The sequence below is a fragment of the Streptomyces altiplanensis genome (genome assembly GCF_053591575.1).
In genome coordinates, this window is record NZ_JBSFUB010000079.1 from 1 (window position 1) to 17857 (window position 17857).

The 17857-nt window shown below is 71.7% G+C and carries 17 protein-coding genes and 1 tRNA gene; 7 read left to right on the top strand and 11 right to left on the bottom strand.

Annotation, left to right across the window (positions count from 1 at the left end; genetic code table 11):
* Window positions 1–93: 93 nt before the first annotated feature.
* Window positions 94–696: a TetR/AcrR family transcriptional regulator gene (locus tag ACWD0Y_RS27445; RefSeq protein WP_093800004.1), complete on the bottom strand. Its 603-nt coding sequence runs from the start codon at window positions 694–696 to the stop codon at window positions 94–96.
* Window positions 696–2204, bottom strand: coding sequence for a 3-hydroxyacyl-CoA dehydrogenase (locus tag ACWD0Y_RS27450; protein ID WP_450263011.1), 1509 nt, complete (start codon window positions 2202–2204; stop codon window positions 696–698). The genes ACWD0Y_RS27445 and ACWD0Y_RS27450 overlap by 1 nt, the downstream gene beginning before the upstream one ends.
* A gap of 125 nt (window positions 2205–2329) precedes the next feature.
* Between ACWD0Y_RS27450 and paaN the strand changes: the two genes are divergently transcribed.
* Window positions 2330–4021 carry a phenylacetic acid degradation protein PaaN gene (gene paaN / locus ACWD0Y_RS27455; RefSeq protein ID WP_450263012.1) on the top strand — a complete coding sequence of 564 codons (1692 nt, stop codon included), beginning with the start codon at window positions 2330–2332 and terminating at the stop codon, window positions 4019–4021.
* A 47-nt stretch (window positions 4022–4068) separates the two neighbouring features.
* Here the strand turns inward: paaN and ACWD0Y_RS27460 are convergent, their stop codons facing one another.
* From ACWD0Y_RS27460 to ACWD0Y_RS27470, 3 genes are read right to left on the bottom strand one after another with little or no spacing between them, the layout of a single operon-like run.
* A complete protein-coding gene (locus ACWD0Y_RS27460) occupies window positions 4069–4833 on the bottom strand; it encodes a TrmH family RNA methyltransferase (RefSeq protein ID WP_450263013.1) in 765 nt (254 codons plus the stop codon).
* Between the two features lie 35 nt (window positions 4834–4868).
* On the bottom strand, window positions 4869–6143 hold the full coding sequence (locus ACWD0Y_RS27465) for an HTTM domain-containing protein (protein WP_450263014.1): 1275 nt from the start codon (window positions 6141–6143) through the stop codon (window positions 4869–4871).
* The gene (locus tag ACWD0Y_RS27470; RefSeq protein ID WP_450263015.1) at window positions 6140–6967 is read right to left on the bottom strand and encodes a DUF5819 family protein; all 828 of its coding nucleotides are present in this window, start codon (window positions 6965–6967) and stop codon (window positions 6140–6142) included. Before ACWD0Y_RS27470 ends, ACWD0Y_RS27465 begins: the two co-directional genes overlap by 4 nt.
* Before the next feature lie 162 nt (window positions 6968–7129).
* Between ACWD0Y_RS27470 and paaA the strand changes: the two genes are divergently transcribed.
* The 5 genes from paaA to ACWD0Y_RS27495 are packed head-to-tail and all read left to right on the top strand — an operon-like array spanning window position 7130 to window position 10723.
* Window positions 7130–8119: a 1,2-phenylacetyl-CoA epoxidase subunit PaaA gene (gene paaA, locus ACWD0Y_RS27475; RefSeq protein WP_450263016.1), complete on the top strand. Its 990-nt coding sequence runs from the start codon at window positions 7130–7132 to the stop codon at window positions 8117–8119.
* Window positions 8116–8403, top strand: coding sequence for a 1,2-phenylacetyl-CoA epoxidase subunit PaaB (gene paaB, locus ACWD0Y_RS27480; protein ID WP_093800009.1), 288 nt, complete (start codon window positions 8116–8118; stop codon window positions 8401–8403). The genes paaA and paaB overlap by 4 nt, the downstream gene beginning before the upstream one ends.
* A complete protein-coding gene (gene paaC / locus ACWD0Y_RS27485) occupies window positions 8400–9125 on the top strand; it encodes a 1,2-phenylacetyl-CoA epoxidase subunit PaaC (RefSeq protein ID WP_450263017.1) in 726 nt (241 codons plus the stop codon). The genes paaB and paaC overlap by 4 nt, the downstream gene beginning before the upstream one ends.
* Window positions 9119–9616, top strand: a complete 498-nt coding sequence (gene paaD, locus ACWD0Y_RS27490; RefSeq protein ID WP_093800011.1) for a 1,2-phenylacetyl-CoA epoxidase subunit PaaD — start codon at window positions 9119–9121, stop codon at window positions 9614–9616. The genes paaC and paaD overlap by 7 nt, the downstream gene beginning before the upstream one ends.
* Window positions 9617–10723: a 2Fe-2S iron-sulfur cluster-binding protein gene (locus ACWD0Y_RS27495; RefSeq protein WP_450263018.1), complete on the top strand. Its 1107-nt coding sequence runs from the start codon at window positions 9617–9619 to the stop codon at window positions 10721–10723.
* A gap of 65 nt (window positions 10724–10788) precedes the next feature.
* Here the strand turns inward: ACWD0Y_RS27495 and ACWD0Y_RS27500 are convergent, their stop codons facing one another.
* From ACWD0Y_RS27500 to ACWD0Y_RS27515, 4 genes are all read right to left on the bottom strand, one after another.
* On the bottom strand, window positions 10789–11133 hold the full coding sequence (locus tag ACWD0Y_RS27500) for a rhodanese-like domain-containing protein (RefSeq protein ID WP_344489469.1): 345 nt from the start codon (window positions 11131–11133) through the stop codon (window positions 10789–10791).
* A gap of 114 nt (window positions 11134–11247) precedes the next feature.
* Window positions 11248–12225: a J domain-containing protein gene (locus ACWD0Y_RS27505; RefSeq protein WP_450263019.1), complete on the bottom strand. Its 978-nt coding sequence runs from the start codon at window positions 12223–12225 to the stop codon at window positions 11248–11250.
* 46 nt (window positions 12226–12271) lie between these two features.
* The gene (locus tag ACWD0Y_RS27510) at window positions 12272–13777 is read right to left on the bottom strand and encodes a DUF2252 domain-containing protein (RefSeq protein WP_450263020.1); all 1506 of its coding nucleotides are present in this window, start codon (window positions 13775–13777) and stop codon (window positions 12272–12274) included.
* A 208-nt stretch (window positions 13778–13985) separates the two neighbouring features.
* A complete protein-coding gene (locus ACWD0Y_RS27515) occupies window positions 13986–15098 on the bottom strand; it encodes a hypothetical protein (RefSeq protein ID WP_450263021.1) in 1113 nt (370 codons plus the stop codon).
* A gap of 80 nt (window positions 15099–15178) precedes the next feature.
* Here ACWD0Y_RS27515 and ACWD0Y_RS27520 point away from each other — a divergent pair, with 80 nt between their 5' ends.
* Window positions 15179–15697 (top strand): MarR family winged helix-turn-helix transcriptional regulator, encoded by a 519-nt coding sequence (locus ACWD0Y_RS27520; RefSeq protein ID WP_450263022.1) that lies wholly within the window; start codon window positions 15179–15181, stop codon window positions 15695–15697.
* Here the strand turns inward: ACWD0Y_RS27520 and ACWD0Y_RS27525 are convergent.
* The gene (locus tag ACWD0Y_RS27525; RefSeq protein ID WP_450263023.1) at window positions 15684–17357 is read right to left on the bottom strand and encodes a glycosyltransferase; all 1674 of its coding nucleotides are present in this window, start codon (window positions 17355–17357) and stop codon (window positions 15684–15686) included. The two genes, ACWD0Y_RS27520 and ACWD0Y_RS27525, sit on opposite strands and share 14 nt — an antisense overlap.
* Before the next feature lie 137 nt (window positions 17358–17494).
* A tRNA-Leu gene (locus ACWD0Y_RS27530) sits at window positions 17495–17577 on the bottom strand.
* Window positions 17578–17857: the final 280 nt, after the last annotated feature.

The following is a 17857-nucleotide window of genomic DNA, read 5'->3' on the forward strand; positions in this document are numbered from 1 at the left end:
GGGTCAACGTCCTCTGGGCCCTCCTGCGCGATGGACGGACCTACGAAACCGTGCCACCCGCCGTTCCCACTGCTTGACAAACAGCATTAGGAATCAGCGGCTGGTGCGCAGCCCGTCGAAGGCCAGCCGCACCACGGTCTCGGCGAGCTGTTCCCCGTCCGCCCCGCCGCCCCCCTGGGCCGTCTGCGGCCGGTACCACTCCACCAGCGAGTTGACCATTCCGAAGAGCAGTCGCGTCGCCAGGCGTATGTCCACGTCGGTGCGCAGGTCCCCGTCGGCCGCCGCCGCCTTCATCAGATCGGCCACCCGCTGGTCGAACTCGCGGCGCCGCTCCAGGGCCCAGCGCTCGGCCTTCGTGTTGCCGCGTACGCGAAGGAGCAGCGTGACGTACGGCAGCTCGGCCATCAGCACCTCCACGGTGCGGCGGGTGACGTACTCCACCCGCTCGATCGCCCGCCCGCGCACCGCGCCCGGCTCGTCGAGGATCCCGAAGAGCCCGTCGAGCGCGCGGCTGACGGCGCGCCGGAGCAGTTCCTCCTTGCCCGTCACATGGTGGTAGATCGAGGACTTCGAGATGCCGGCGGCCTTGGAGAGGTGCTCCATGGACGTGCCGTCGTAGCCGCGCTCGTTGAAGACCCGGACGGCCACCGTCAGGAGGCTTTCGGGGGTGTACGTGTCCCGCTTGGCGGTGGCCATCAGGCGCTCTCCCCCTTGGTGGCGAACGCCTGCCGGTGAAGTGCCAGGGACGGGGCGTAGCGCCCGGTCGGACAGCACTCGTGCAGGTTCTTCAGCAGGTCGTACGCCCAGTCCTGGCCGAGTGCGTCGCTCCATTCGACCGGCCCCAGCGGGTAGTTCACGCCGAGGCGCATCGCCGTGTCGATGTCCTCGGGCGAGGCGACACCGCGCGCGACGGCGTCGGCGGCCAGGTCGATGAGCATCGCGACCGTACGGGCGACGATCATGCCGGGGACGTCGCCGATGACGCTGACGTCCTTGCCGAGCCTCTGGAAGAGCCCGGTGGCCTCCGCGACCGCCCGCGCGGACGTGTCCTCGGAGGCGGAGAGCGCGATACGGGTGGCGCCGCGGTAGTCGAGGGCGAGGTCGAAGTAGACGACGTCCGCGTACTCGACGGAGGTGCGCCCGTCGGCCGGTACGAGCTGCCCTTCGCCCGGCAGCTCGATGTACGGGCCACCCGTCCCGACCCGCTCCACGGCGATGCCCGCCTCCTCCATCATCGCGACGAGGACATCGGCGTGGCCGAGGTCCCCGACGACGGTGACGGCTTCGGGAGCGTCCTCCGGCCCCGCGGTGAGCGGGGCCGGCCCCGCCGCCCCCGCGTCTCCGTACGGGAACCATCCGTGTCCGGACTTGCGCCCGAGCCTTCCCGACTCGACGAGACGGCGCTGCGCCAGCGAGGGCACGAACTTGGGGCTCTGGAAGAACGACTCCCACACCGACCGGCTGACGGCTTCGTTGACGTCCTGTCCGATCAGGTCGGTCAGCTCGAAGGGGCCCATCCTGAAGCCGCCCGACTCGCGCAGCACGGCGTCGATGGTGGCCGGGTCCGCCCCCCGCTCCTCGTACACCGCGAACGCCTCGGCGTAGAAGGGGCGGGCGATGCGGTTGACGATGAAACCGGGGGTGTCCGCGCAGCGGACCGGGGTCTTGCCCCAGGCGGCCGCGGTCGCCCACGCGCGCGTGGCGCTCGTTTCGTCGGTCGCGAAGCCGCTGACGACCTCCACGAGGGGCAGGAGGGGCGCCGGGTTGAAGAAGTGCAGTCCGACGAAACGGCCGGGCTTCTTCAAGGCGCCCGCGATGGCCGTGACGGAGAGGGAGGAGGTGTTGGTGGCGAGGAGACAGTCGTCGGCGACGATCGATTCGAGCGTGGTGAAGAGCTGCTGCTTGACCGGCAGGTGCTCGACGACCGCTTCGACGACCAGCGCGGCGTCGGCGAGCTCGGCGAGATCGTCCACGGCGTGCAGCCGGGCGCGGGCCTCGTCCGCCGCGCTCCGCTCCAGCCGGCCCTTCTCGACGAGCCGGTCCAGGCGCGCTCCGACGGCCTCGGCGGCCTCCTGGGCACGTCCGGCCGCGGCGTCGTGGAGACGCACCGGGTGGCCGGCGAGGAGGGCGACCTGGGCGATGCCCTGACCCATGGTGCCGGCGCCCACGACGGCGACGGTGCGGGCTCGATCGATAGCTGTCATGACCCCGATCCTCCCGTACGAGTTGTCCACAGGTTTTACCGGGCCCTCTTGTCCCGACCGATCGTTCGGTTACTGTATCTCGTGTCCGCCTGTCCCTGCCCAGCTCGACGAGGAGTTGGTCCGCCGTGGCCGCCGAACTCACCACTTCCCAGCTGTCCGAGACCCACCGGACCACGCTCGACCAGGCGCTCGACGTGATCCGCACGCGGGCGTACTGGTCCCCGCACCCCGAGCACCCCAAGGCGTACGGCGAGAACGGCAGCCTGAGCGCCGCCGAGGGCCTCGCGGCCTTCCAGGCCCTTCAGGGCAGCCGCTTCGAGCTCGACCAGCCGGGCACCGACGGCTGGACGGGCGCCGAGGTGTCGCCGTACGGGCCGCACCTGGGCATCGAGTACCCGCACGCGGACATCGACGTCCTGCTGCCGGCGATGCGGGCCAGCATGGGCGCGTGGCGGGACGCGGGCCCGGAGACCCGCGCCCTGGTCTGCCTCGAAATCCTGTCGCGCGTCAGCGCCCGCACGCACGAGTTCGCCCACGCGGTCATGCACACCAGCGGCCAGGCCTTCATGATGGCGTTCCAGGCGGGCGGCCCGCACGCGCAGGACCGCGGCCTGGAGGCCGTGGCGTACGCGTACGCCGAGCAGACCCGCACCCCCGCCGCGGCCGACTGGTCCAAGCCGCAGGGCAAGCGCGACCCGCTCAGTCTGAACAAGACCTTCACCGCGGTCCCGCGCGGCATCGCGCTGCTGATCGGCTGCAACACCTTCCCCACCTGGAACGGCTACCCGGGCCTCTTCGCCTCCCTCGCCACCGGAAACCCGGTCCTGGTCAAGCCGCACCCCCGCGCGGTCCTCCCCCTGGCCCTCACGGTCCGCATCTCCCGCGAGGTCCTCGCCGAGGCCGGTTTCGACCCGAACCTGGTGGCGCTGGCGGCCGAGCGGCCCGGCGAGGGCATCGCCAAGACCCTCGCGACCCGCCCCGAGATCCGGATCATCGACTACACGGGATCCACCGCCTTCGGCGACTGGCTGGAGGCGAACGCCCGCCAGGCGCAGGTCTACACGGAGAAGGCCGGCGTCAACACGGTCGTCATCGACTCCACCGACGACTACAAGGGAATGCTGTCCAACCTGGCGTTCTCCCTGTCCCTCTACAGCGGCCAGATGTGCACGACCCCGCAGAACCTGCTCATCCCCAGGGACGGCATCGCGACGGACGCCGGACCGAAGTCGTACGACGAGGTGACCACCGACCTCGCGGCCTCGGTCGCGGGCCTCCTCGGCGACGACGCCCGCGCGAACGCGCTGCTGGGCGCGCTGGTCAACCCGGACGTGAAGGCCCGCCTCGAAGCGGCCTCCGACCTGGGCGAAGTGGCCCTCCCCTCGAAGGAGATCACCCACCCGGACTTCCCGGACGCGACCGTCCGCACGCCGCTCATGGTCAAGCTCGACGGTGCGAAGCCGGACGCGGAAGCGGCGTACATGTCCGAGTGCTTCGGCCCGGTCTCCTTCGCGGTCGCGGTGGGCTCCACCGCGGACGCCCTGGAACTGCTGCGCCGTACGGTCCGCGAGAAGGGCGCGATGACGGTGGGCGCGTACACGACGTCGCCGGAGACCGAAAGCGCCGTCGAAGAGGTCTGCCTGGAGGAGTCCGCCCAGCTGTCCCTGAACCTGACGGGCGGCGTCTACGTCAACCAGACCGCGGCCTTCTCCGACTTCCACGGCTCGGGCGGCAACCCCGCGGCCAACGCGGCCCTGTGCGACGCGGCGTTCGTGGCCAACCGCTTCCGGATGGTCGAGGTGCGCCGCCAGGCGTAGCTCCCTGCGGCTTTCCGCCGGCCCCGGGCCCGCCGTTCCGTGCCCGCCTACGCGGGGCCGTCGGCGGGCCCGCCCCAGTGGAACAGCGCCATGGCCACACTGGTCGCCAGGTTGTAGCTGGAGACCTGCGGCCTCATGGGAAGGGCCACCAGCCTGGTCGCCCGGGCGCGCAGCTCCGGTGAGATCCCGTGGCGCTCCGAGCCGAACGCGACGAGCGCGTCGTCAGGGATCTTGACCGACCTGATGTCCTCGCCCTCCGGGTCCAGCACGTACAGCGGCCCCGGAGGCAAGGCGTCAAGACTCCTGCGCTCGACGGCCGTGGCGTAGTGGAGCCCGGCGCCCGCCCGCACGACGTTGGGGTGCCAGGGGTCCATGTCACCGGTCGTGACGACGCCCGTGGCACCGAATCCGGCAGCCAGCCGGACCACCGCTCCGACGTTGCCGAGGTTACGGGGGTTGTCCAGCACGACGACCGGGGCCGGCCGGGGCAGCCGGGCCAGCCTGTCCGCGTTCGCGCGAGCGTCGCGCCGCACCGCCAGCGCGGCCACCGCTGTCGTGTGGACCCTGGGAACCAGCTCGCGCAGGGCGTGTGCCGGAATTTCGACGACGGACTCGGCGAGCACGTCCGACAGGTCGTCGGCGAGCTCCCGCGCGAGCGCCAGCACGGCCTTCCGGTCACTCGCGACCGTCAGCCGCACCTCCGCGCCGAAGCGGAGCGCGTGCTTCAGGGCATGGAACCCGTCGAGCAGAACAGCGCTCGGGGCAGCCTCACGCCACTGCCGCATCACGGCCTCGGCCACGTCCTCAGTCATGGCCTCAGCCTACGGGGGGCCCGCGGCCGGGATCTTCACTCGACGAGCGTACGGACCTGCTCCTCGCGCCGCGGACGCTCCTGCGGCGTCGCCCGCGCTTCCGGGCGCCGCCGCACCCCGGCACGCACCCGGTCACGCCCGCGCGCCGCCCAGCGGCCGGTCCGCCGCAGGAAGCCGGTCGGCAGGAAGACCGCGTCGGCGGCGATCATCGCGAGCGAGAAGAAGGGCAGGCCGAGCACCACGGCGATCGCCGCATGCTCGGTGATCATGACGGCGAGCAGGACGTTCTTGACCCGCCGGTTCAGGAGCGTGAAGGGGAAGGCGACCTGCACGGCCACCGTCCCGTACGTCAGCAGCATCACGATCACGCCGTGGGAGGCGAGCAGCTCCGAAAGCGCGGGCCAGGGCGAGAAGTAGTCCAGGTGCAGCGGGTAGTAGAGCGCGGTGCCGTCCTGCCAGCGTGAGCCCTGGATCTTGTACCAGCCGGCGGTGGCGTAGACGAGACAGACCTCCGCCATGATCACGAGGAGGCCCGCGTTGTGCGTGAGGTTGGCGATGACGTCCAGCAGTGCGCGCGGCTGCCCGGGCGCGTAACGGCCTGCGGCCCACCACAGCGCCTGCGCCGCCCACAGGCCCCAGAAGATCAGCAGCCAGCCGCCGCCGAGCTGGTCCATGAACGTCAGCGCGGTGAGGCAGGCACCGAGCGCACCCCACAGGGCGGGCCCCACCTGGTCGGCGCGCGAGGGGTCGCGCCGCGCGTCCAGCGACCACACCTGCCCGCACCGCGTCAGCACCAGGTAGATCGCCATCAGGTGAATGACGTTGTCGCCGCCGTCGCCCATGAAGATGCTGCGGTTCTGCAGCGACAGCACGCCGATCATGAAAAGGGCGGACATGGTCCGGGTCCGCCAGCCCAGCATCAGCAGTGCCGCGGACACGACCGCGAGCCCGTAGACGATCTCGAACCAGACCGGGTTCTGCGACCACATCAGCGCGGTGAACGCGTGGTTGTCCGCTATCAGCTGCCGGGCCATGTCCCAGCTCCACGGCCCGCCGGGCCCGTACAGCTCGTGACGGTGCGGGTATTCGCAGAGCAGGAAGAACAGCCAGGTCAGCGAGAACCCGATCCGGACGACGGCGCTCTGGTACGGCCCGAGGGCGGTGGAGGTGACGCGCTGGACGGCGCGGGCGAGCCCACGGACGGGAGCGCGGCCGGAGACACGGCCCGGGGTGCGGGCGGGAGTGCGGGCCGAAGTACGGGCAGGGCTGCCGGCGGGGACGTCGGACGAAGGGGGAACGGACGAGCTCACCGGGCCGCCCCCGATGCGTGCCGCACGCCCTCGGGCAGATCCGCCCCGGTCACCGGCCACCACGGCAGGACCCGGTGGGCCGGCCGCGTGTTCGTCTTCTCCTCGCTCCACGGCGGGGCCTTCACCCACACCGTCTCCGACCTGACCTGTATCCGCTCGACCTCGCCGCCCAGGTCCTGCCCGTCGAGGCGCAGCATGACGGTGCGGCGGACGTAGCGCTCGGAGAGGGCACCGCGCAGGCCGTTCGGCTTGTTCGCGTTGTCGTGCGTGGCGGTGTAGAAGTCCCAGCTGCGCCGCAGCGCGTTCTGGACCGTGTGGCTCGGCAGCAGGTTGCCGCGGATCGCTTCGCCGTCCTGGGCGGTGAGGTCGATCCAGTCACTGGTCTTCTCCTGCCCGTCTGCCGTACGGACCTGCGCCCGCACCTGCACGGAGATGTTCTGCTGGAGCGGATTGGGCGCGAACAGCTTCCAGTTCTGCTCGAACTCGGGGTAGATCCAGTCGTCGACCGCCTCGCCGTTCTGCTTGGTGAGGGTGTTGGACGGCGCGACGTGCAGGAAAACCATCCCCAGGTGCACACAGGCGACCACCCCGACCACGGCGAGCGCGAGAGCGGCCACGAGCTGGTACGGGAGGGAGAGCGCCGCGATACCGCCCGACGTGCCGGGGCCCGACGTGCCGGGGCTACGAGTGTCTTCCGGAGCTCCCGCGAGATCTGGCGGCGTCACGCCCTCCGGGGCCGTCGCGGCCCCGGGAACGTCCGGGGCGCCCGGGGCGGAGGCCGTGTCCCGCCCGGCGATCACACCCCTGTCGTCGTACGAATCCATCCCGCCCCGATCCCCATCGGCCCACAGCAGTTATCCACAGGGTTGACACCCTACGGGCCGTCGACTCACCATTGAAGTCATCGAACCGAACGATCGGTCGGTAGGCTGGTCGTTCCTTCGGAAGACCGGCCGGGGACCCGGCAGGGACGGCAGGGGGCTCGGATGGCTACAGCAGCTGCGCACCGTACGACGACTGGGAAGCAGGCCGGACAGGCAGAGCGGACAGCGGCGTACGAAGCGGCGTTCGACACCGCGGTGGCCGCGGACGAACGCATCGAGCCGCGGGACTGGATGCCCGACTCCTACCGGGCCTCGCTGGTCCGGCAGATGGCGCAGCACGCCCACTCGGAAATCATCGGCATGCAGCCGGAAGCCAACTGGATCACCCGTGCCCCCTCGCTGCGCCGCAAAGCCATCCTGATGGCCAAGGTGCAGGACGAGGCAGGGCACGGGCTCTACCTCTACAGCGCCGCCGAGACCCTGGGCACCAGCCGCGAAGAGCTGCTCGACAAGCTCCACTCCGGCCGCCAGAAATACTCGTCGATCTTCAACTACCCCACCCTGACCTGGGCCGACGTCGGTGCGATCGGCTGGCTGGTGGACGGCGCCGCGATCACCAACCAGGTGCCGTTGTGCCGCTGCTCGTACGGTCCGTACGCCCGCGCGATGATCCGGATCTGCAAGGAGGAGTCCTTCCACCAGCGACAGGGGTACGAGCTGCTGCTCACCCTCAGCCGGGGGACGCCGGAGCAGCACGCGATGGCGCAGGACGCGGTGGACCGCTGGTGGTGGCCGTCGCTGATGATGTTCGGCCCGCCGGACGACGAGTCGGCGCACTCGGCACAGTCCATGGCCTGGAAGATCAAGCGGCACTCGAACGACGAGCTGCGCCAGCGCTTCGTCGACATCGCCGTCCCGCAGGCCGAGGCGCTCGGCCTCACCCTCCCCGACCCGGACCTGCGGTGGAACGAGGAGCGCGGGCAGTACGACTTCGGCGCGATCGACTGGGACGAGTTCTGGGACGTACTGAAGGGCAACGGTCCGTGCAACGAGCAGCGGATCACGCAGCGGCGCCAGGCGCACGAAGAGGGCGCCTGGGTCAGGGACGCGGCGAGCGCGTACGCCGCGAAGCACGGGGAGGCAGCAGCATGACGAGTTCCGACTGGCCGCTGTGGGAGGTGTTCGTGCGCTCGCGCCGCGGACTGTCCCACACCCACGCCGGCAGCCTGCACGCACCGGACGCGGAGATGGCGCTGCGCAATGCCCGCGACCTCTACACCCGCAGGTCGGAGGGTGTCTCGCTGTGGGTCGTGCCGTCGTCGGCGATCACCGCGTCCTCACCCGACGAGAAGGACCCGTTCTTCGAACCGGCCGCGGACAAGCCCTACCGGCACCCGACGTTCTACGAGATCCCGGAAGGGGTGCGGCATCTGTGAACCGAGCACCTGTGACCGCCGCGCCCGCGGCCCTCGCCCTGGGCGACGACGCGCTGGTGCTCTCGCACCGGCTGGGGGAGTGGGCGGGACACGCCCCCGTGCTGGAAGAGGAGGTGGCCCTCGCGAACATCGCGCTGGACCTCCTGGGGCAGGCCCGGATCCTGCTCTCCCTCGTCGGTGACGAGGACGAGCTGGCGTACCTCCGCGAGGAACGGGCCTTCCGCAACCTCCAGCTCGTCGAACAGCCCAACGGCGACTTCGCGCAGACCATCGCCCGCCAGCTCTACTTCTCCACCTACCAGGAGCTGCTGTACGGGCAGCTGGCGTCCGGGGACGGCGAGTTCGCGCCGCTGGCGGCGAAGGCAGTCAAGGAGGTCGCCTACCACCGGGACCACGCCGAGCACTGGACGCTGCGCCTGGGCGACGGCACCGACGAGAGCCACGGGCGGATGCAGCGGGGCTGCGACGCCCTGTGGCGGTTCACCGGCGAGATGTTCCGGCCCGTCGAGGGCGTCGACGCCGACTGGCAGAAGCTGGAGGACGACTGGCGGGAGTCGGTCGGCGCCGTGCTGGGGCGGGCGACGCTGACCGTGCCCGACGGACCGCGCAGCGGCGCCTGGGCGGCGGGAGCGGGACGGCAGGGGCTGCACACCGAGCCGTTCGGGCGGATGCTCGCCGAGATGCAGCACCTGCACCGCAGCCACCCGGGGGCGACATGGTGACCGAGACACTCCTGGAAGCCGAGCTGCGCCGGCTCGCGGGCTCGGTCCCCGACCCGGAGCTTCCGGTGCTCACCCTGGAGGAGCTGGGCGTCCTGCGCGCCGTCCACGTCTTCGGGCCCGGCCGGGTCGAGGTCGAGCTGACCCCGACGTACACCGGCTGCCCCGCGATCGAGGCGATGTCCTCGGACATCGAGCGCGTGCTGCACGAGCACGGCATACCGGAGGTCTCGGTCCGCACGGTCCTGTCCCCGGCCTGGTCGACGGACGACATCAGCGCGGAGGGCCGGCGCAAGCTCGCGGAGTTCGGCATAGCCCCGCCGCGTCCGCAGCCCACCGGCGGCGGACCCGTTCCGCTCACCCTGTCGGTGCGCTGCCCGCACTGCGGCTCCACGGACACCGAGCTGCTCAGCCGGTTCTCCTCCACCGCGTGCAAGGCACTGCGCCGCTGCGTGTCCTGCCGCGAACCGTTCGACCACTTCAAGGAGTTGTAGATGCTGTCCTCAGACGCCGGACGGGCTGGGTTCCATCCACTCCGGGTCCGCGAGGTCGAGCGGCTCACCGACGACTCCGTGGCCGTCACCCTCGACGTGCCGCCCGGGCTCCACGAGACCTTCCGGCACACACCGGGCCAGCACATCGCGCTGCGCCGCGTGGTGGCCGGGGAGGAGATCCGGCGTACGTACTCGATCTGCGCCCCGGCCACCGAAGAGCCGCTGGCTCCGGTCCTCCGGGTGGGCATCCGGCTGGTCGACGGCGGCGACTTCTCGACGTACGCCCTCAAGGAACTGGCCGCCGGCGACACGGTCGAGGCCATGGCCCCCACGGGCCGGTTCGTCCTGAAGCCGCGCCCGGGCCGCTTCGCGGCGATCGTGGGCGGCAGCGGCATCACGCCGGTGCTGTCGATCGCGGCGACACTGCTGGCACGGGAGCCCGACGCCCGTTTCTGTCTGATCCGCAGCGACCGCACCGCGGCTTCGACGATGTTCCTGGACGAGGTGGCCGACCTCAAGGACCGCTACCCCGACCGTTTCCAGCTGGTCACCGCGCTCTCCCGGGAGGAGCAGCAGGCGGGGCTGGGACCGGGCCGCCTCGACGAGGACCAGCTGACGGGACTGCTGCCCGCGCTGCTGCCGGTGGCGGATGTGGATGGCTGGTTCCTGTGCGGACCCTTCGGCCTCGTCCAGAGCGCCGAGCGCGCACTGCGCGGCCTGGGGGTGGCCAGGAACCGCATCCACGAAGAGATCTTCCACGTCGACGCCGGGGGCGGGACGGAGACGGTCGCGAACAGTACGTCACCAACCGCGTCCACGAGCAGCACCCTCACCGCCACACTCACCGCCACACTCGACGGCCGGTCGGGCAACTGGCCGGTGCGGGACGACGAATCGCTGCTGGAGACGGTGCTGCGCAGCCGCGCGGACGCGCCGTACGCCTGCAAGGGCGGCGTCTGCGGGACGTGCCGGGCCTTCCTGGTCTCCGGCGAGGTGCGGATGGACCGCAACTACGCGCTGGAGCCGGAGGAGACCGAGGCGGGTTACGTGCTGGCCTGCCAGTCGCACCCGGCGTCACCGGAAGTGGAGCTGGACTTCGACCGCTGAGGCGCGGCTGAGACGGCTGCCACGCCTGAGACGGTTGCGAGGGCTGCGACGGCCGAGGGGCGACGTCAGAGGACGAAGGCCGGGCTTCCGTTGTCGGTGACCATCGGACGCCCGGCGCCGTCCCAGGCGAGCATCCCGCCGTCGATGTTCACCGCGTCCACACCCTGCTGCACCAGGTACTGCGTGACCTGTGCGGAACGGCCGCCGACCCGGCACATCACATGCACCCGCCGGCCGTCCTCCGCCGCTTCGGTGAGCTCACCGAAGCGGCTCACGAAGTCACTCATCGGAATGTGCAGCGCGCCCTCGACATGACCGGCTGCCCACTCGTCGTTCTCCCGTACGTCCAGCACGAGACCGTCGGCCGGCACCGACGCCACGTCGACGGAGGGGAGCGGGGCGAAGTTCATGAGTCATGCCTTCTCTCGTACGTACACAGTGTTCTCGTCGTTCTCGTCGTTCTCGTCGTGCCGGTCGTGCTCGTCACTCAGCGGGGAGCGGAACCCGCCCGGCAGTGCAACCTACTACTGCACCAGTTTCGCAAGGTCCGCCTCGCGCTCGGCGACCCGCGCGAGCAGCTGTTCCGCGATCTCCTCCAGCAGCCGGTCCGGATCGTCGGGTGCCATCCGCAGCATCGAACCGATGGCGCTGTCCTCCAGCTCCTTGGCGATCACGGACAGCAGTTCCTTGCGCCGCGAGAGCCACTCCAGCCGGGCGTAGAGCTCATCGCGCTCCGGCTGCTGCTCCACGGGCACCGGACCCGCGGCCCACTCGTCGGCGAGCACCCGCAGCTGGTCCACGTCCCCACGCCCGTACGCCGCGTTGACCCGCGCGATGAACTCATCCCTGCGGCTCCGCTCCGCCTCGTCCTGCGCCAGGTCCGGATGCGCCTTGCGGGCCAGCTCGCGGTAGAGCCTGCGCGCCTCCTCGCTCGGCCTGACCCGCTTGGGAGGCTGCACGGCCTGCTCGGTGAGCATCGCCGACGCCTCCGGAGAGAGGCCGTCCGAGTCCATCCAGTCGTGGAACAGCTCGTCGACGCCGGGCATCGGCATGACCATGGCCCGCGCCTCCTCCGCCCTGCGGCGGTCTTCCGGATCGCCGGTACGGGCGGCCGTGGCCTCCGCGATCCGGGCGTCCAGCTCGTCGAGGCGCGCGTACATCGGGCCGAGCTTCTGGTGGTGGAGGCGGGAGAAGTTCTCCACCTCGACCCGGAAGGTCTCCACCGCGATCTCGAACTCGATCAGTGCCTGCTCGGCAACGCGCACGGCCTTCTCCAACCGCGCCTCCGGCCGCTCCGAGGCCTGGTCCTGGTCCTGGCCCGGCCCCGTGTTCTGACCAGCGCCCTCGCCGCCGGTCTGCCCAGCGGTCTCCTCACCGCCCGCCGGCCCGGCGGCGGCGGGCCGCCCGGCGGCCTGCTGACCGGCGGCCTCGTGCCCGGCCGCCTGCGGGTCCTGCGCGTCGTCGTTCCGGGTCGTCGGCTCCCCGGGAGCTTCCTGAGTCACCTGCCCAGCGTACGGGCGGCCGGGGCGCGCGGTCACACCCCCGCGGTCACACCCCCGGCTCGGCGGCTATTCGCCCGCTCTTGACCGCCGCCACCAGGTCGCCGTGATCCGCTTCCGTACGGTCCGCGTACGTCACCGCGAAACGCGCCACCGCCTCGTCGAACTCCTCGTTCTTCCCGCAGTACCCGGCGAGCAGCCGCGGGTCGACGCTGTGCGCGTGGGCCCGCGCCAGCAGCGCCCCGGTCATCCGCCCGTAGTCGTCCAGCTGGCCGGGTTCGAGCGCCGTCGGGTCGACGCTGCCCTTGCGGTTCCTGAACTGCCGCACCTGGAACGGCCGGCCGTCCACTTCGGCCCAGCCCAGCAGAGTGTCGCTGACCACTTGCATCCGCTTCTGCCCGAGCACCACCCGCCGTCCTTCGTGCCCGGCCTCCGGCGCCCGGAACCCGGCCGCCGGCAGAAAGGGCGCCAGCGCCGAAGCACGCGCCTCCTTCACCTGGAGCACCAGCGGCTGGCTCCGGTGGTCGAGGAGCAGCACCACATACGACCGCGTACCGACGCTGCCGGTGCCGACCACCCGGAACGCCACATCGTGGATCGCGTACCGCGCGAGCAGCGGCAACCGGTCCTCCGGAAGCGTCTCCAGGTACCCTCCGAGCGCCGAAGCCACCGCGGCGGCCTCCGCGTCCGCCACCCGCCGCAGCACCGGCAGCGCGTCCACGAAGCGCCGCATCCCGCCGGGCCCCTCGGCCGTCGCCCTGGCGGCGAAGCGCGCACTGGTGTTGTTACGGGCCTTCTGCGCGACCCGCTCCAGAGTGCCGGCCAGGTCCCGCGCGTCCGCGTGCGAGACGAGCTCCTCGTCCGCGATCGCGTTCCACGCGTCCAGCACCGGCATCTTGGCCAGCAGCCGCATCGTCCGCCGGTACGCCCCGACCGAGTCGAACGCCGCCTGCCGGCAGACGTCCTCGCCGGACCCGGCCTGGCGTCCCGCCAGCACCAGCGAGGCCGCGAGCCGCTTGACGTCCCACTCCCACGGACCGACGACGGTCTCGTCGAAGTCGTTCAGGTCCATGACCAGACGGCCGCGCACATCGCCGTAGAGGCCGAAGTTCGCCGCATGCGCGTCGCCGCAGATCTGTGCGCCCACTCCGGTGACGGGCGTACCCACCAAGTCGTGCGCCATCAGCCCGGCCGCGCCCCGCAGGAAGGCGAAGGGCGACGCGGCCATGCGGCCGACCCGTATCGGGGCCAGCTCGGGCACCCGGCCGCGGCTCGACTCCTCGACCGCCCGCACCGCGTCGGGCCGCCCCACCGAGAGCACCAGCGAATCGTGCGAGGCCCTGGGCACCCGGGACCGCAGCGCCTTGCCCTCGCCCTTCGGCGACGAGCTCCTGGGCGAGCCCTCCACCGCACACCACGCGAAACCGCGGACCTCCGGGATCCGTTCCCCGGCGCCCCCGCCCGGTCTCTCGCCCGCTCCCCCACCGGGTCCCTCGCCGGACCTCACGCCGAGCGCCTCACGCCGCCCCGACACCACCGTCTCGTCCTCGGCCATGGTGCGCCGCCTCCCCAGCCCTCGCACAGCACCGCTGCCGGCCTCAGCGGCCAACATCAACTGCTCACGACCGTACCGCCGCCCGCCGACACCCGTCTCTCCCTGTGGACAACCGAAAACCGACAACTGGAAGCCGCCGACCGGCAACCGGCAACCGACAACTGACAGCCGCCGACCGCCGACCGCCGCCCGCCGGCCGCTCAGGGGTTCACACCCCGACGGCCTCCTCCATCTCCTCCTCGGCCGCAGCCGCCCCGGACTCCGAAACCGCTCCAGCAGCCGCCCCGGCAGTCACCCCCGGAACACCTGCCACAGCCGCCCGTCGCCGCCGCGCCTCGGCCAGCCCCGCCGCCCCCATCACCGCGAGTCCGGCCACCAGCCACAGGACCAGCACCAGCACATGCCGCCCGAGCCCGTTCCCGTCGAAGTACACATGGCTGCGCGCACCCTCGATGAAGCCCGCGCCGTTCCAGAACGCGTGCAGCGCACCGAAGAAGCCCGACTGCAGCTCCGGCCGGAAGATGCCTCCCGAGCTGGTGAAGTTGAGCATCACGAACAGCACCATCACGCCCAGCGTCGTCCACCGCTTGAGGAAGGTGTGCAGTCCGACGCCGATCAGCAGGACGCCCGCCGAGTACACCCAGGACATCGCCCACAGCCCGCCGAGCCCCCGGTCCACCAGGTGGAACATCGGCCCCGCGAAGACCGCCCCGATCCCGCTCACGGCCAGCGACGTCCCCGCCGCCAGCAGCGCCCTGATCCGCAGCGGCAGCACACCGCCCGCGCCGCCGATCACCGCGACCGAGGCGTACGAACCGATGCTCAGCGCGACCAGCAGGAAGAAGAGCCCCTGCCCCGTCGGGTCGCCGCTCGCCGCCGGCGTCACGTCCGTCACCTTCAGCGGTTCGCCCTGCTGGGCCGCGACCTCGGTGAAGACCTTCTGGACGGCGGTCGCGCTGGTCTCCGAAGAGGCGGTGGCAACCAGCAGTTCCGGCGTCTCCTCGCCCTTCCCCGGTACGTACGCCCCGTAGACCGCCTGGTCCATCAGCTGCCCGACGGCGGCTTCCCGGTCGGGCACGGTACGTACGTTCAGCGCCCCCGCGCCCTTGTCCTGCAGCGTCTGCGCGAGCACCTGGGCACTCGGCCCGGATCCCACCACGTCCACCCGCAGATCGTGCGGCGCCGGGGCGTGGAAGGCCCCCAGGTACGCGATCCCCATGCCGACGCACATCAGCAGCGGTGTGAGGAGATGGCCGAGGACATGGCGCAGAGCGGCCCCGCCTCCCGTACGGCCAGGGACCGCGTGTGCCGGAGCGGACATCAGGACAACCTCCGATGGTTGGCTTTTACAACTGAAACAATGGATGTACTCTACAACCAATAATCGGGAGGGTAAAACACATGAACGACACCAACGAAGCCATCGGCGCCGACGAGGCCATCGACACCATCGAGCGCGAACTCACAGCGTTCGCCCGCCGCGCCCGCGCGGCAGCCGCCCGCCTGCACCCCGACCTGCCCCTGGTCTCGTACACGCTGCTCGCGCACATCAACGACCAGCGGGGCTGCCGCGCCACCGACCTCGCGGCCCACTACCTGCTCGACAAGTCGACGGTCAGCAGGCAGATCGGGTCCCTCGAAAAGCTGGGCCTGGTCGAGCGTCGCCCCGACCCCGACGACCACCGCGTCCAGGTCCTGCACCCGACCCGGGCCGGTGCCGAGCTCCTCAGCGCGACCCACGCCAGCCGCCACACAGCCTTCCAGGAGCGCCTCGCCGACTGGAGCGAGGAGGACCTCACCCGCTTCGCGGCCTACCTCCTGCGCTACAACCAGGCAGGCCGAACAGACCGAACAGGCCAGACAGATCCGGCAGATCCGGCAGATCCGGCAGATCCGGCAGATCCGGCTACCGCAGCGTGACGACCGTCGCCGCCCCCACGGCCCCGTCCGTCCCGATGGTGCGTACGTCGGTCTCGCGCCCTGCGACCAGCCGCTCCAGCCCCGCCGCGTCCGGCTGCAACCGCCCGCGCTCGAAGACGACCAGGCTCACCCGCGTCCCCTCGGGCACCCGCTCCTTCCGCTCCCGGTACTGGGCGTACGTCACCGCGTCGCACCCGGAGTACCAGCCGAACTCCGGCTCGTACCCCGTCACCACCAGGCACGGCCGCCCCTGCGCCGCCGCCCCGATCTCCCGCGCGACCGGCACCGTCGACCAGCTCAGCCGCGTCGGCGCCGGCATCGCGCCGTGCGCCACGACCTGCGCCGTGCCGAGCACCGTGAGCCCGGCCAGCGCGGCCGCACCGGCCAGCACGGGGGCACTGCGCACCGGCCCCACCAGTTCGGCCACCGCCTGCACGCCGAGCACGGTGAGCAGGACGACAGCGAGACAGACGAACCGCGGTTCCCCGTCCGTCGCCAGACCGAGGATCACGAAGACCAGCACGGCAGCCGTTCCCAGGAACACCCGCCTCCGGTCCTCCGGTCGCGCCCGCGGCGCCGCCCCGCCCCGCGCCTCCCGCACCCGCCGCAGCGCCGCCCCCGCCGCCCACAGGCCCGCGGCCATCACCACCGCGCCGAGGTCTCCCGCCAGCCGGTAGGGGAAGACCGCCAGGTAGTAGACGAGCCCGTCACCCACGTACTCGCGATTGGCCTGCGACGTCGCCGAGAGGATCATCCCGAGCGGCCGCCCCGTCTCCCGCACGGCATGCACGAAGTGCGGTACGAGCCCGAGCGCCAGCAGCGCGGCCGCCCCCGCCAGCCGCCGCCCCTGTGCGGCCCACGCGCGCGGGCCGTACGCGAAGAGCGCGGCGAGCCCCAGGGCCAGCAGGTTCCCCACCACCCCGTACCGCAGGTAGAACGCGGCCAGCGCGGCGGCCGGCACCCCCCACAGCGCCCGCGACCCCTCCTTCTCCTGCGTCCGCACCAGCAGGAGGACGACGATCAGCAGCAGCCCCGTCGCCCCGATGTCATTGAGGTACTCCGGCACCCTGCGCAAAAACCCCAGCCCGCTCAGCAGCACCAGCAGAACCACCACCGCCCGCCGCCGCGAGGTCCAGGCGGCCGCGACGAGATACGTCACCGTCAGCGTCCCCAGCACCAGCACCAGCGCCACCGCGCGCAGGGCGCCCTCCCCACCCCCACCGCCGCCCCCGTGCAGCCACAGGGCGAGCGCGCCGAGCGCGGGAAGCCCCACGGGCCGGTAGACGCCCCAGCCCGCGTCGGGCGTCCCGTCCACCCAGGAGCGCGCCTTGTTCGCGTACACCGCTTCCTCGTGACCGAGGTACGGCTCGAAGTCCTGAAGCGCCGCCCACACTCCGGCGGCGAGCACCAGCACCCCCAGGGCGTACGCCCAGGAAGGCACCCGCCGCAACGCGCCCACCGCCGACCGCGGGCCGGCGGAGACCCGCTCCGCCCACAGAGGCCGGGAAACCAGCCAGGCCGGCGCCGCGACGAGCAGGTACGGCCACGGCTGCCACCCCGGCAGCCACCCCCCGAACCCGGCCACCAGCAGCACCTGCTGCACACCTGCCAGAACCGTGAACACCACGGCCACGACGAAGGCGGCCTTCCTACGGGTCACCACGAGATCCCCCCACCGCAGACGGCCCGCCGGTCTCACCGCACGACGGACCGCACGCCAGACCGCACGACGGACAGCAAAAAGAAACGGACCCCATCGTGGTCAACGATGAGGCCCGGATCATGGGTCCTGCAAAGTGCGCGAGGGGGGATTTGAACCCCCACGTCCCTAAGGACACTGGCACCTGAAGCCAGCGCGTCTGCCGTTCCGCCACTCGCGCATGAGTGGTGCCGTTCGAATCTCTCACTGGTTTGTGCGAGCGCCTGACGACATGCAGAAGATTAGCACGGCGGCGAGGAGGGATTCACACCCGTTGTTGCGGGGGACCTGGGAAGAGGCGGAGCACGGGACGGAAGACGGATCCGAGGGCAGGACGAGGGCAGGACGAAGGCCGGAACGGGGCAGCGAAGGGGGCAGCGAACGGGAGGGGGAACAGAGAGGGAACAAGGAGAGGGAACGGCGACGCCCCTCACCCACTCCTCCAGAGTGCCGCCCGGGTG